This is a genomic window from Aquabacterium sp., assembly GCF_036279655.1.
Lineage (GTDB): Bacteria > Pseudomonadota > Gammaproteobacteria > Burkholderiales > Burkholderiaceae_C > Aquabacterium.
This window is the reverse complement of record NZ_DASUIT010000060.1, coordinates 1-12,465: the sequence shown is the minus strand read 5'-3', so window position 1 is coordinate 12,465 and position 12,465 is coordinate 1. Positions and strand designations below refer to the sequence as shown.

The 12,465-nt window shown below is 66.4% G+C and carries 12 protein-coding genes; 6 read left to right on the top strand and 6 right to left on the bottom strand.

Annotation, left to right across the window (positions count from 1 at the left end; translation table 11 throughout):
• Positions 1-33: 33 nt before the first annotated feature.
• On the bottom strand, positions 34-750 hold the full coding sequence (locus VFW84_RS06885; protein ID WP_329679706.1) for a glutathione S-transferase family protein: 717 nt from the start codon (positions 748-750) through the stop codon (positions 34-36).
• Between the two features lie 141 nt (positions 751-891).
• On the opposite strand from VFW84_RS06885, the gene VFW84_RS06880 reads away from it, so the two are divergent.
• Positions 892-2,142 (top strand): polyhydroxyalkanoate depolymerase, encoded by a 1,251-nt coding sequence (locus tag VFW84_RS06880; protein ID WP_329679705.1) that lies wholly within the window; start codon positions 892-894, stop codon positions 2,140-2,142.
• A gap of 29 nt (positions 2,143-2,171) precedes the next feature.
• On the opposite strand, the gene VFW84_RS06875 is transcribed toward VFW84_RS06880, so the two are convergent.
• Entirely contained in the window at positions 2,172-2,642 is a 471-nt protein-coding gene (locus tag VFW84_RS06875; RefSeq protein WP_329679704.1) for a hypothetical protein, read from the bottom strand.
• 119 nt (positions 2,643-2,761) lie between these two features.
• Positions 2,762-4,663 carry a propionate--CoA ligase gene (locus VFW84_RS06870; protein ID WP_329679703.1) on the bottom strand — a complete coding sequence of 634 codons (1,902 nt, stop codon included), beginning with the start codon at positions 4,661-4,663 and terminating at the stop codon, positions 2,762-2,764.
• A 178-nt stretch (positions 4,664-4,841) separates the two neighbouring features.
• On the opposite strand from VFW84_RS06870, the gene VFW84_RS06865 reads away from it, so the two are divergent.
• The 3 genes from VFW84_RS06865 to VFW84_RS06855 all read left to right on the top strand — a co-directional run bounded on the left by VFW84_RS06865 (position 4,842) and on the right by VFW84_RS06855 (position 7,697).
• Positions 4,842-5,339, top strand: coding sequence for a gluconate 2-dehydrogenase subunit 3 family protein (locus tag VFW84_RS06865; RefSeq protein ID WP_329679702.1), 498 nt, complete (start codon positions 4,842-4,844; stop codon positions 5,337-5,339).
• Entirely contained in the window at positions 5,332-7,017 is a 1,686-nt protein-coding gene (locus tag VFW84_RS06860) for a GMC family oxidoreductase (RefSeq protein WP_329679701.1), read from the top strand. Before VFW84_RS06865 ends, VFW84_RS06860 begins: the two co-directional genes overlap by 8 nt.
• 98 nt (positions 7,018-7,115) lie before the next feature.
• Positions 7,116-7,697, top strand: a complete 582-nt coding sequence (locus VFW84_RS06855) for a hypothetical protein (RefSeq protein WP_329679700.1) — start codon at positions 7,116-7,118, stop codon at positions 7,695-7,697.
• 74 nt (positions 7,698-7,771) lie between these two features.
• Here VFW84_RS06855 and VFW84_RS06850 read toward each other — a convergent pair whose 3' ends face one another.
• A complete protein-coding gene (locus VFW84_RS06850; protein ID WP_329679699.1) occupies positions 7,772-7,960 on the bottom strand; it encodes a hypothetical protein in 189 nt (62 codons plus the stop codon).
• A gap of 7 nt (positions 7,961-7,967) precedes the next feature.
• Positions 7,968-8,903: a UDP-3-O-acyl-N-acetylglucosamine deacetylase gene (lpxC, locus tag VFW84_RS06845; protein WP_329679698.1), complete on the bottom strand. Its 936-nt coding sequence runs from the start codon at positions 8,901-8,903 to the stop codon at positions 7,968-7,970.
• A gap of 153 nt (positions 8,904-9,056) precedes the next feature.
• Here lpxC and VFW84_RS06840 point away from each other — a divergent pair, with 153 nt between their 5' ends.
• Positions 9,057-10,691 carry a ShlB/FhaC/HecB family hemolysin secretion/activation protein gene (locus tag VFW84_RS06840; protein WP_329679697.1) on the top strand — a complete coding sequence of 545 codons (1,635 nt, stop codon included), beginning with the start codon at positions 9,057-9,059 and terminating at the stop codon, positions 10,689-10,691.
• 21 nt (positions 10,692-10,712) lie between these two features.
• Complete coding sequence (locus tag VFW84_RS06835) at positions 10,713-11,177, top strand: hypothetical protein (protein ID WP_329679696.1); 465 nt, start codon at positions 10,713-10,715, stop codon at positions 11,175-11,177.
• Positions 11,178-11,189: 12 nt separating this feature from the next.
• Here VFW84_RS06835 and VFW84_RS06830 read toward each other — a convergent pair whose 3' ends face one another.
• Positions 11,190-12,368 (bottom strand): class I SAM-dependent methyltransferase, encoded by a 1,179-nt coding sequence (locus tag VFW84_RS06830; RefSeq protein ID WP_329679695.1) that lies wholly within the window; start codon positions 12,366-12,368, stop codon positions 11,190-11,192.
• Between the last annotated feature and the right edge of the window lie 97 nt (positions 12,369-12,465).

The following is a 12,465-nucleotide window of genomic DNA, read 5'->3' as shown; positions in this document are numbered from 1 at the left end:
GACAGCGGGGCGTGAACCGACGCCCGGATGCGCTCAGAATTCGACGTCGAGTTCGTCGATGTCGATGGGCTCGACCAGCGCGGCCTGCATCCATTCCTTCATCTCGGGCAGGCCGAGGATGGTGTCGCAGTAGGCCTGGCAGACCGGATCGACCGTGACGTCATAGGTGGCCAGCCTGGTGCAGACCGGCGCGTACATGGCGTCGGCCATGGTGCGCCGGGCACCGAAGAGATACGGGCCGCCATAGGTCTGCAGGCATTCGCGCCAGATCGCGGCGACGCTGTCGATGTCGGCTTGCGCACGCGACCACACCTTGAACTTGGGGAAGTGGGCACGCAGGTTCATGGGCAGGGCCGAGCGCAGGGACGTGAAGCCCGAGTGCATCTCGCCACAGATTGCGCGGCAATGGGCGCGCGCCTGGATGTCCGCAGGCAGCAGGCCCGCCTTGGGAAAGACCTCGTGGAGGTACTCGGCAATGGCCAGCGTGTCCCAGACGCGCACGCCCTGGTGATCCAGGCTGGGCACGCGGATGGAGGAGGACAGCAGCAGGATCTCGGCGCGGGTGGAGGGGTCGTCCGGCGGCAGCACGCGCTCCTGGAAGTCCAGGCCCGCAAAACGCGCCAGCAGCCAGCCGCGCAGTGACCAGGACGAGTAGTTCTTGCTGGTGATGGTCAAGGTGGCCACAGGTGCCGCGCCAGTCTTGCCAGTCTTGCGTGCGGCGGTGGGGGTCGAGGCTGGGGTGGTGGCCATGGCGCTGGAGGTGAGCAGCGCGAGGCTGCGGTGTCTGTCATCACGCAAGCGACGTGCCAGGCGTGGCTGGCCACCGATGGGGCACACGGGTGGCCCGTAACTTGCGGAGTGCTGTCCATTGCGGCCATTGCCGGGGACACCATGCTTTACGCCACCTATGACCTTCACCAGCACCTGGCAGATCCTCTGCGCCTGATGTCTCGTCAGGCTGCCGAGTGGCTGCACCAGGTGCTGCCGTCCGGGCCGCCTCAGGCCACACCACACGAACTGGCCGCCGGTGGCTTGCTGGCCCGCCGTCTGGCCGGCGCGGTGGATGTGTTCTCCCGTTGGCGTCTGACGCACACCCGTCCGGCCTTCGGCATCGAAACGGTGCAGTCTGGCGGGCAGACCTGCGGCATCATCGAAGAGAGCGTCATGAGCACGCCCTTTGCGACCTTGCTGCGCTTTCGCAAGGACCGGGTCATGGACCAGCCCCCGGTGCTGCTGGTGGCGCCCATGTCAGGGCATTTCGCCACCTTGCTGCGCGACACCGTCCGCACCCTGCTGCAGGACCACGATGTCTACATCACCGACTGGCACAACGCCCGGGATGTGCCCCTGCGACATGGCGTGTTCGGTCTGGACGACTACACCCATCACTTGATTCGGTTCATGGACCGCATCGGTCCGGGCGTGCACCTGATGGCGATCTGCCAGCCTTGCGTGGCCTCCCTGGCCGCCACGGCGCTCATGGCGCAGGACAACCATCCTGCGCAGCCTCGCAGCCTGACGCTGATGGCCGGCCCCATCGACTGCCGTGTCAACCCCACTGCGGTGAACGAGCTGGCCACCAGCAAGCCCCTGAGCTGGTTCGAGCAGAACATGATTCACACCGTGCCCTGGACTCAGCGGGGCGCGGGGCGCAAGGTCTACCCGGGCTTTGTGCAGTTGTCGGCCTTCATGAGCATGAACATGGAGCGCCACCTGACGGCCTTTCGGACCCTGCACGAGCACATCAGCCACGGTGAGCACGACAAGGCCGCGTCCGTGCAAGCCTTTTACGAAGAATATTTTGCCGTGGCCGATCTGCCCGCCGACTTCTACCTGGAAACGGTGGGCAAGGTCTTCCAGACCTACGACCTGCCCCGTGGGGTACTGACCTGGCGCGGGGCCGCGGTGGAGCCGCGGGCCATCCGCAAGACGGCCCTGTTCACGGTCGAGGGCGAGCGTGACGACATCTGTGCCGTGGGCCAGACGGTGGCTGCGCAGGATCTGTGCACCAGCGTGCGGCCCTATCTGCGCAACCACCATGTGCAGACCGGAGTGGGCCACTACGGCGTGTTCAGCGGCCGACGCTGGCAGAACGAGATTTATCCCCGCGTGCGCGAGGCCATCCACCAGGTGGCGCTTTGACGCGCAGGTGCATGGCCTCGCTGCTTGGGTTACCAGTGATAGGTGCCGCTGATGCGCACGGTATTGCTGCTGTCGACATCAGTCAGCACGGCGTTCGTGAATCGTGCGGTGCGTCGTGCGGTGTCGACGACAGTGCCTTCTGGGCAAGGAGGCGCATCCAGCACCTCACTGGCCAGGGGGCTGCCACACACATAGTCTCCCGATGCATCACTGAATCCCAGGAGATAGATGTCGTTGTCCGACTGGATGGCTGAGGATCCGCCTTCGAAGCTGCCAAAGTCGATCTCGACCGAGTCAGCAGGACCAAGGTCGGTGTTGTCGGTGACCACATCCACCGAGCTTGAGCGATAGGTGCCTGCGCTGGTGGCGCTGGTGGCGGTATGCACGGTGATGCTGGATTCATCTGCGCCCGAGCCGCTGTCTCCGCCGCCACCGCAGGCGGCCAGGATGCTCAAGGACAAGATGGACAGGCCCATGCGGGCCGACGACAGTACGGACATGGCAACTCCCTTATTTGAATCATTTGTTCAAGAGTTGCAATGTAAGCATTTGTTGGTGCGTCGGTGTTGACGGAGGGCAACGCACCCCTTGGTCTCAGGGCCCCGGTTCAGGGGGGGGCTCAGCGCTTGAGCTGAGCCTGCAACTGCGCCAGCGCGGTCGGGTCTTCGATGGTGGTCAGATCGCCCGCATCGCGTCCTTCGCACACGGCCTGGATGGCGCGGCGCAGCAGCTTGCCCGAGCGCGTCTTGGGCAGCACGTTCACGAAGACCACCCGGGCGGGGCGACCCACGGCACCGAGTTGCTGGTCCACCGTGCGCATCACATCGGCCTCCAGGGCCTGTTGCTGCTCGACGGTGACGATGGTGCTGGCGTTCTTGAGCACGGCAAAGGCCATGGGCACCTGGCCTTTGAGCGAGTCGGCCACACCGACGACGGCCACTTCGGCCACGGCCGGGTGGGCGCTGATGGCCTCTTCGATCTCGCGGGTGCCCAGGCGGTGCCCGGCCACATTGATCACATCGTCGGTGCGGCCCAGGATGAAGTAGTAGCCCTCGGCATCGCGGATGCCCCAATCGAACGTGTTGTAGGCGTACTGCCGGGTGAAGCTGCTCCAGTAGGTGCTGATGAAGCGCTGGTCATCTCCCCAGATGGTCTGCAGGCAGCCGGGCGGCAAGGGGTACTGGATGGCCACGACACCCTTGTGTTGCGGGTCCGTGATCTCGTCGCCGGTGGCCTCGTCGAGCAGGCGCACGTCGTAGCCCAGCATGGGCAGGCCAGGGGAGCCGAACTTGGTGGGCAGATCGGCCTGCACGCCATGGGCCACGCTCAGGATGGGCCAGCCGGTCTCGGTCTGCCAGTAGTTGTCAATGATGGGCTTGCCGATGGCCTCGCTGATCCAGCGGCCCGTGGGTTCGTCCAGGGGTTCGCCCGCCAGGAAGAGGTGTTTCAGGCTGGAGAGATCGTGGCGCTGCAGGCAGGCTGGGTCCTGCTTCTTGAGCACGCGGATGGCCGTGGGCGATGAGAACATCACGCTGACCTTGTACTTCTCGACCAGCGACCACCAGATGGCGGCATCAGGGCGGGTGGGCAGGCCCTCGTAAATGATGGTGGCCATGCCGGTGATCAGCGGGCCGTAGACGATGTAGCTGTGCCCCACCACCCAGCCGATGTCGCTCACGCACAGGAAGGTCTCACCGGGCTCGCCCTGGTAGATGTGCTCCATGGACGCGGCCAAGGCCACGGCATAACCGCCCGTGTCGCGCTGCACGCCCTTGGGCTTGCCGGTGGTGCCGCTGGTGTAGAGGATGTAGCTGGGGTGGGTGGCATCGACCCAGGTGCAGGGCACCTTGGCCTGCAGGTGCTGGGCGCGCAGTTTGGCGTGGTCGACATCGCGCGGGGGCAGGCGGTCGGCCGGCGCCAGCTTGCGGTCCACCAGCAGCACATGGTCCACCGCATGGGTGGCCTGGCGCAGGGCCTCGTCCAGCAGGGGCTTGTAGGGGATGACTTTGCCGCCGCGCGAGCCGGCGTCGGCAGTGACGATGACCTTGGGCTGGGCATCGTCGATGCGGCTGGCCAGGGAGGTGCTGGCAAAGCCTCCGAACACCACGGAGTGGATGGCCCCCAGGCGCACTGTGGCCAGCATGGCGATCACGGCCTCGGGGATCATGGGCATGTAGAGCAGCACCCGGTCGCCCTGGCGTACGCCCAGGCTGTGCAGCATGGCGGCCATGGTCTGCACCTCCTGGTGCAACTCGGCAAAGGTGATGACCTGCTCGGTGTCGGTCTCGGTGGACACATAGATCAGCGCGGCCTGCTGGCCGCGGGTGCCCGCATGCCGGTCGACCGCGTTGTGGCACAGATTGGTCAGACCGCCCGAGAACCAGCGTGCAAAGGGCGGGTGGCTCGTGTCGCAGATCTGCTCGGGGCGCCGATGCCAGTCGATGCGGGCGGATTGTTCGCGCCAGAAGGCGTCGCGGTCGGTCAGGGAGCGTTGGTGCAGATCGGCGTAGGTCATGGTCATGGACAGGAGGCTTGTGGCCTCGGCTGCGCCTGGGATCATGCAGTGCCCGTCACCCCCCTTGAACAGGGGGTTACCCGAGATTGCGCTAGGCTCTGGCTCCATGAACTTCCATCTTGTGTCAAGTCTCACGCGATCGTGGCGTCGCCGGTGGTTCCTCTCCGCCTTGTCCGGAGCCGGGTTGTGGACCTGGCTGGCATCGAGAGACGCCCTGGCGGCACGACCGGGCTCGTCCGGAGCGGCTCGCACGACGCGCATGCCGGCGGCCTGGCCGACGCTGCTGGATCATCTCATTCCGGCCGATGAGCTCACACCGTCGGCCACGCAGTTGCAGATCGACAAGCGGCTGTGGTCGGAGGTTCTCAAGGACGATGACTACGCACGACTGGTGCGCTTTGGCTGTGAATGGCTGGACCGATATCACCCCGAGGGCTTCCGGGGGCTGGGCGCTGATGAACGGGAGCAGTTGGTCCTGTGGATGTCGCAGGCGCCCTGGGAGGCGCCGCAGCGCCGGTTTTTCGAGTTGGTGCGTGATCACGCCATGAAGCTGTACTACCTGGAGCCGGTGGCGATGCGTGGCACACCGCTGGAGCGCCCACCCCAGCCAGGCGGGCGCTCCATCGACCGGGTGCTCAAGCCCAGGGCCATGGGTGGCCACAAGGAGTCACGCGATGCATGACGTGATCGTGGTGGGTTCGGGGGCCGGTGGCGGCTCGGCGGCCTGGGCCTTTGCGATGCGGGGCCTCCAGGTTCTGGTGCTGGAAGCAGGCCCCTGGTTTGATCCCGACAAGGACTATGGCCTGGACAAACCCGATTGGGAGCAGCGTTACTTCCCGGTCAAGCCGGGCAGTGAGGGGCGCTATACCTTCGGGCCCATGCAGAAGCTCGATCCGCAGTGGCGCGATCTGCGCACCTGGTTCCGTGGCGAGGTGTCGTCCGAGATGCCCAGCTATCGCAAGGTCACCAGTGGCTACTCGCATGTGCGTGGGGTGGGGGGATCGACCCTGCACTACACCGGTGAGGCCCACCGCATGCACCCCGACGCCATGCGGCTGGCCACACGATTCGGTGTGGGCGCAGACTGGCCTGTCTCCTACGCCGAGCTGGAGCCCTACTACCAGAAGGTCGAGCGTCTGATCGGTGTGGCCGGGGCCCATGTGGGGCCGCTGGGCCCGAACACTCAGGATCCCAGCGGGCGCTGGCGCAGTCAGGGCTACCCTTTGCCGCCGCACCGTTTCTGCCCGGCCTCGCAGCAATTGGGCGAGGGCGCGCGCCAGTTGGGCATGAGCTGGAGCGTCAACCCGCGTGCCGCCTTGTCCGAGGCCTACGATGGCCGCCCGCCCTGCAACTACTGCGGGGGCTGTGCGCGTGGCTGCCCCCGTCGCGACAAGGGCTCGGTGGACCAGACCTTCATCCCCAAGGCCCTGGCCACCGGCCGCTGCGAGATCCAGGCACGCGCGCAGGTGACGCGCCTGATCCACAACCGTTTGCGCGAGGTGACCGGGGTGGAGTGGGTGGATGCGCAGGGGCGTCGGCACCAGGCCTCGGCACGGTGCGTGGTGCTGGCCTGTGGCGCCATCGAAACCCCCCGCCTGTTGCTGGCCAATCGCTCCCCCTGGGCGCCCAAGGGCATTGGCAATGACCATGGTCAGGTCGGTCGTCATTTCCTGGAGACGGTGGGGTGGATGTCGGTGGGCCTGCACCCGGATCAGCTCGACAGCTATGCCGGCCTGCCGGCCGATGCCATCAGTTGGGATTTCAACCGGCCCGATGCCATCCCTGGCGTGGTCGGTGGCGCGCGCTTCTACTCGGCCACGCTGGATGCGGATTACGCGGGCCCGGTGGCCTATGCCACGCGTGCGGTCAAGGGCTGGGGGGCGTCGCACAAGCGGACGATGCGCGAGACCGTGGGCAAGGCGCTGGCCGTGTCGGCCATTGGCGAGAGCCTGCCGAACAAAGGCTCCTTCATCGATCTGGACCCCAAGGCACGCGATGCCCAGGGCATGCCGCTGGCGCGCATCCACTCGTATGTCGATGAGATGACCTGTCGCCGGTTGCGCTTCATGGCGCAGCGCAGCCGGGAGCTGCTCAAGGCCGCCGGTGTGACCGAGCTACTGACCGAGGGGGGGACCTACGATGCCTTTGGCTCCTCGCACGTGTTCGGAACCTGCCGAATGGGTGGCGATCCGGCCACATCGGTTCTAGGGGGTGACGGTCGTGTGCACGGTTGGGACAATCTCCTTGTCTGTGACGCCAGCGCTTTTCCCAGCAGTGGGGGCGGTGAGTCGCCCTCCCTCACGATCCAGGCGCTGTCCTTGCGGGCGGTGGATCGTTGGGTGGATCGGCGCAAGGCGTGACGCCCTGTTTCTTTGATTGTCCAGATCGGATGTACGGTATGAAACTTCTCAAGTATTCGACACAAATGGTTACGGCTGTGCTAGCCGGTGTCGTCGGCATGTCCTCGGCTCACGCGGGCTCGCCCAATTTCTGCGCCGTCAACAAGGGATCGTCCGGCACCTGCGATACGCTCACCTCGTCGGTGATCAATGGCAAGCGCCGCACCGAAAGCTTCTTCGTGGGCATCAACTGGAACTTCGGCTCCAAGACGCCTGAGCTGGTGCTGGGTTTCCGCTCGCTGAAGACCAAGGCCAACAAGAAGTCGTCGGGCGCTCAGCTCGACCTGATCCTGGGCCTGCAAGGCGGCCTCAGCTTTGACCGAGTCCGTCTGGCCTATGTCGGCGGCCCTCGCTCCGGTCTGGCGCAACTGGGTCTGGGCTACTCCTATGCCCAGAAGACCCCGCTGGTGATGGCCGGTGTGCAAGCACCCTATGCACAGGCGGGTGTCGACTACCTGTTCACGGGCACCTTCCTGCCCTATGTGGGCGTGAACTCTCTGGGTCGTCCCAAGCTGCCCAACGGCACGTCGTCCTGTACATCGCCAGCCGTCTTGCTGTCGGTGTCGGATTTTGGTTTGCCACCTCAGGATCAGTTCACGACCAACGGTCAGACCTGCTTCACGGAGTTCAGCAACAACTGATCACGGCGCCAGGCGCTGGCTGGTCTGCCCTCAGGGCCTGTGGCTTGCGCCGCAGGCCCTTTTTGTTGGCCGGCTCAGACGAAGACGGCAGCCCGGCGCAGGATCACGGCGCCAAAGCCCAGCAGGCCCAGCACCACGCCCCATTTCAGGATGTCCATGGCCCGACGGCGCCAGACGGCGTCCCCGGTGACGCGGTGCATCGCGAGGCTGCCAAAAAAGGCCAGCACGGTCAGCAGGAAGAGGGATCGGATCAGTGCGCCCATGGGGTGCTCACCAGGCCGGGGCCAGTTCGGCCATGCCGCGCGGGGCCTTGGCTTCGTCTTCGAAAGTCACGATCTCGTAAGCCTCGGGGTGGGCCAGCAATTCGCGCAGCAGCTTGTTGTTCATCGCGTGGCCGGACTTGTAGGCGCTGTAGGCGGCCAGCAGGGGGTAGCCCACCACATACAGGTCGCCGATGGCATCCAGGATCTTGTGCTTGACGAACTCGTCGTCATAACGCAGGCCATCCATGTTGAGCACGCGGTAGTCGTCCACCACGATGGCGTTGTCCATGCTGGCCCCCAGCCCCAGGCCCCGCGAGCGCATCATCTCCACGTCCTTGGTGAAGCCGAAGGTGCGTGCCCGCGCGATGTCGCGCTTGTACTGGCCCGAGCCGAAGTCGAACACCACGCGCTGGCCGGTCTGGTCCACGGCGGGGTGGTCGAAGTCGATCTCGAAGGTCAGCTTGTAGCCATGGTAGGGCTCCAGGCGGGCCCATTTGAGCGAGGCACCGTCGCCCTCGCGGTACTCGATGGGTTTGAGCACGCGCAGGAAGCGCTTGGGCGCTTTTTGCAGCTCGATGCCCGCGCTTTGCAGCAGGTAGACAAAGGCCGCGGCCGAGCCGTCGAGGATGGGGACCTCTTCAGCGGTGATGTCGATGTAGAGGTTGTCCAGACCCAGGCCGGCGCAGGCCGACATCAGGTGCTCGACCGTGTGCACCTTGGGCGCGCCAGGATCGCCGCCGGGCGACAGGGTGGAGGCCAGGCGCGTGTCGCAGACCGCTTCGGTCCGGACGGGGATGTCGACCGGCTCGGCCAGGTCCACCCGCCGAAAGACGATGCCCGTGTTGGGCGGTGCCGGGCGCAGCGTCAGCTCGACACGCTGGCCGCTGTGCAGGCCCACGCCCACGGCACGGGTCAGCGATTTGAGGGTGCGTTGTTGCAGCATCCTGTCATTATCGCGCGACACCCAGGCGCCGCCTGCACTGAGGGCTTTGGGCGTCAGACACGTAACAAGCTGCGCATTTGATGTGAAACAACTGGATCCCACCGGTTGGCAGGATGACAATGAAGTTTGTCTGCACTGTTGTGGAGGTGATTTGTGATCCGATCGCATTGGAAGACCACCTGGCTGGCCACGGTCTGTCTGCTGGCCCTGGCGGCCCCTGTCGCGCAAGCGGCCTCCGAGCCCGCAGCGCAGGTTCTGCCGCGTGAGCTGGGCAAGCCCGAAGAAGACCTGCGCCTGGACATCCGGGCCTATCAGGTCGATGGCCTGCCCGAAGCTTCGGCCGAGGCGATTGCCGCCGTCACGGCGCGCTACACCGGCACCGGCAAGGGCTATGAAGACGTGATGAACGCGGCCACGGCCGTGACGCGCTACATGCAGCGCGAGCTGGGCTACTACGTGGGCTTTGCCTATGTGCCCGAGCAGCAGCCCAAGGATGGGGTGGTGCGCCTGCAGGCCCTGGAAGGTCGCCTGGACCGCATCGACATCGCGGGGGACGGCGGTGAGGCCAGCGAGGCCGAGCGCGCGCTGATCGCCCGCCAGCTCGCCTCCTTGAAGCCTGGCGAGATCCTGCGCACCGATGAGGTCGAGCGTGCCGTGCTGCTGCTCAATGACCTGCGAGGGCTGAGCATCAAGGTGGAGGTGGAAGAGGGGCGCCAGCCGGGCACTGCCGCCTTGCGCGTGAGTTCGCGTGCGGAATCGGCCTGGGCCTGGCGCCTGGAGGCCGACACCCTGGGCAACCGCTACACCGGCCTGGCCCGGGTGAGCGCGGCGGTCTCCACCGCGGGTGTGCTGCAGGTCGGTGATGCGCTCACGGCCCAGGTGCTGTCCTCGCACACGGGTGGGCTCAAGCAGGGCAGCCTGGGCTATGTGGTGCCGGTGGGCGCGCAGGGCCTGCGCCTGGGCGGGGTGCTGTCCCGCGTCGAGTATGCGGTCGATCGCTTCGACTTCCCCGCAGCCTACCGCGGGACCGTGGATGTGGCGGGCGCCTATGGTTTGTATCCCCTGGTGCGTTCGCGCAACCTGAACCTCTTTGGTCTGCTCAGCTACGAGCACAAGGATTTTGATGACCGTCAGACGGGTCTGGCACTGAGCAAGCGCAGCGGTGACTGGATCCTGGGCATGGTGGGAGACTCCCGTGACGCCTGGCTGGGCGGCGGCATCAACACCTTCGAGTTGCAGGCCCTGCAGGGGCGCATGCACTATGGTGCGGGCGCCAACCCCCTGGGCCTGGATCGGCGCTTTGACAAGGTGACGCTGGGCGCGGCGCGCCTGCAAAGCATCGTGCCGGGGCGCCTGCAGCTCTATGCCCGCTACAAAGCTCAGCTGTCAGGCACCAGCCTGGACGCCACCGAGCGTTATGCGGCCGGTGGGCCGACCGGGGTGCGGGCCTTCGAGCCGGGCGAGGCTGCGGCCGACACGGCCCACGTGGTCAATGCCGAGTTGCGCTGGCTGCCGCCCGAGTCGATCTTTGGCAAGACCGCGCGCGAGCTGGTCTTCAGTGCCTTCTACGACTGGGCCCACGTCAAGTTCTTCCACGACGAATCGCTGCAGAGCTTTGGCGTGGACAACACCGGCAGGCTCAGCGCGGCCGGGATCGGCATGATCTGGGAGCGCGTGGGCAACTTCTCCGTGCGCATGGACCTGGCCTGGCGCGGTCAGGGCGATGCCCTGGCGGATCCGAAGGACGACGAGCCCCGTGTCAATCTGGTGCTGAGCAAGCGCTTCTGAGCGCTCAACGAGGAGCATGAAATGAACAAGATCAAGCTGTGGCATGTGCTGGCCATCGTGTTGCCGACCCTGGCTGTGACGGCCTCCGCGCAGACGGCTGCGCCGGGCAACGATGTCCGGCCGCTGGTTGAACCCCAGGCGGTGCCCCCCATGACGGCGGCCACGGCGGCGGCCCGCGAGCCCTTGAGCACGGCCATCACCGTGCGGCCTCGGCCCACGCCTGTGACCGTGGTGGGCAGTGGCACGGCGGTGTCCGAAGGGGTGCGGGTGTTGCGTACACCGGGTGCCTGCACGCCCAAGACCAACAGCCTGGACTGCGTGCAGGACTCCAGTCAGGCCGGCGAGGGGGCCAATGTGTCCGGCCGCGTGCGTGGTGGGGTGATCGGCGAAGTCGGCACAGGCCGTGCGGCCACCGAAGGCAAGGGGGGGGCGCAGCGCAAGGAAGCCTGCACACCCAAACCCGGCGAGCTGAGCTGCTCGCCCTGAGCGCCGGGCTCGTCAGAGCGTGTGGGTGCGGTCGCCCTGCCTGAAACCCAGGGCGTCGAACCAGGGCCCCTTCACGAATCCGATCACCTTGAACAACTCGCCCATTTCATGCTCGGCCACCAGCATCTGCATGGCCGCGCGTGATCTGAGCTCCTCGGCGGTGCTGGCCTGGCCGGTCGCGGCCAGGGCTTCGGCCAGACCGCAGTTGCTCAGAAATCGCCCCTGGCTGGTGTAGCCCAGCACCTCCCAGCCGGCCTCCTGGCCTGCCAGGGCAATGCCCGTGAAGTTCACGTGTGTGGTGATGTCCTTGTGCCCCACGCCGATCAAGGGGTCGGGGTCGCTCATGTGCAGGTGGTGGCACATCAGGGTGCCTCCGGTGCGTTGCGGGTGGTAGTACTCCGCTTCGGGGAAGCCGTAATCCACGAAGAAGGCCGCGCCCCGTGTCATGCGCTGCGCCAGTGTGGCCACAAAGGCTTCGGCCTGCGCATGGGTTTCGGTGACGGTGCCAGGGACAAAGGCGTCGTCGGGCCGGTCCGTGGGTGGCCGGGCACCGGGCTCGGCCGGCCGGTCCTCCCACACGAAGCCCAGGGGCTGGCTGGCATCCACGCTCACGCCGCGCTCCAGCCAGTGGCGGCCGTCCCAGACCATCAGCTGCACCGGCATGGCATCGAGCACCTCATTGCCCACGACCACGCCTTCGAAGGTGTCGGGCAGGCTGTCGGCCCAGATGACCTTGTGCACCAGCTCGGGCTGGGCCTTGACCAGGCGCTGGTGCTGGCGGTCCCGCAGGGTGCCCGACAGATCGACGATGGTGTAGCGATCGATGCGGTCACCCAGATTGCTCAGCAACTGTTCGGCCAGCGCACCGGTGCCCGCGCCAAACTCCCAGACCTCGCGTGTGCCCGTGGCTTCCAGGGCCTGCTCGACCTGATGGGCCAGGGTTTCGCCAAACAATGGGGTCAGCTCGGGGGCAGTGACGAAGTCGCTGCCGTCCCGCGGCAGGGCACCCAGCACGCGGCGGCCTCCGCTGTAGTAGCCCAGGCCGGGGGCATACAGCGCCAGTTCCATGAAACGATCGAAGCGCAGCCAGCCGCCGCGCTCCTGGATTTCATGGGCGATCAGACGGCTCAGGGGCTCGCTGGACACAGGCGCGGACACTACACTGTGGTCGGAGAGGGGTGGACGGTTCATGCCCCATTGTAGAAAGTCTCATGTCTGCATCTGCTGCAAGTTCTCCCTCTTCCCAGGATCGGGTCGTGCTGGTGACCGGCGCGGGCAAGCGCCTGGG

Bases quoted from the DNA above. Each gene is read 5' to 3' on its own strand.
- lpxC (WP_329679698.1), bottom strand. From the start codon at position 8,903: ATGCTGCAACAACGCACCCTCAAATCGCTGACCCGTGCCGTGGGCGTG.
- VFW84_RS06855 (WP_329679700.1), top strand. From the start codon at position 7,116: ATGTCCTCGGCTCACGCGGGCTCGCCCAATTTCTGCGCCGTCAACAAG.
- VFW84_RS06885 (WP_329679706.1), bottom strand. From the start codon at position 750: ATGGCCACCACCCCAGCCTCGACCCCCACCGCCGCACGCAAGACTGGC.
- VFW84_RS06830 (WP_329679695.1), bottom strand. From the start codon at position 12,368: ATGAACCGTCCACCCCTCTCCGACCACAGTGTAGTGTCCGCGCCTGTG.
- VFW84_RS06860 (WP_329679701.1), top strand. From the start codon at position 5,332: ATGCATGACGTGATCGTGGTGGGTTCGGGGGCCGGTGGCGGCTCGGCG.
- VFW84_RS06850 (WP_329679699.1), bottom strand. From the start codon at position 7,960: ATGGGCGCACTGATCCGATCCCTCTTCCTGCTGACCGTGCTGGCCTTT.
- VFW84_RS06835 (WP_329679696.1), top strand. From the start codon at position 10,713: ATGAACAAGATCAAGCTGTGGCATGTGCTGGCCATCGTGTTGCCGACC.
- VFW84_RS06870 (WP_329679703.1), bottom strand. From the start codon at position 4,663: ATGACCATGACCTACGCCGATCTGCACCAACGCTCCCTGACCGACCGC.
- VFW84_RS06880 (WP_329679705.1), top strand. From the start codon at position 892: ATGCTTTACGCCACCTATGACCTTCACCAGCACCTGGCAGATCCTCTG.
- VFW84_RS06875 (WP_329679704.1), bottom strand. From the start codon at position 2,642: ATGTCCGTACTGTCGTCGGCCCGCATGGGCCTGTCCATCTTGTCCTTG.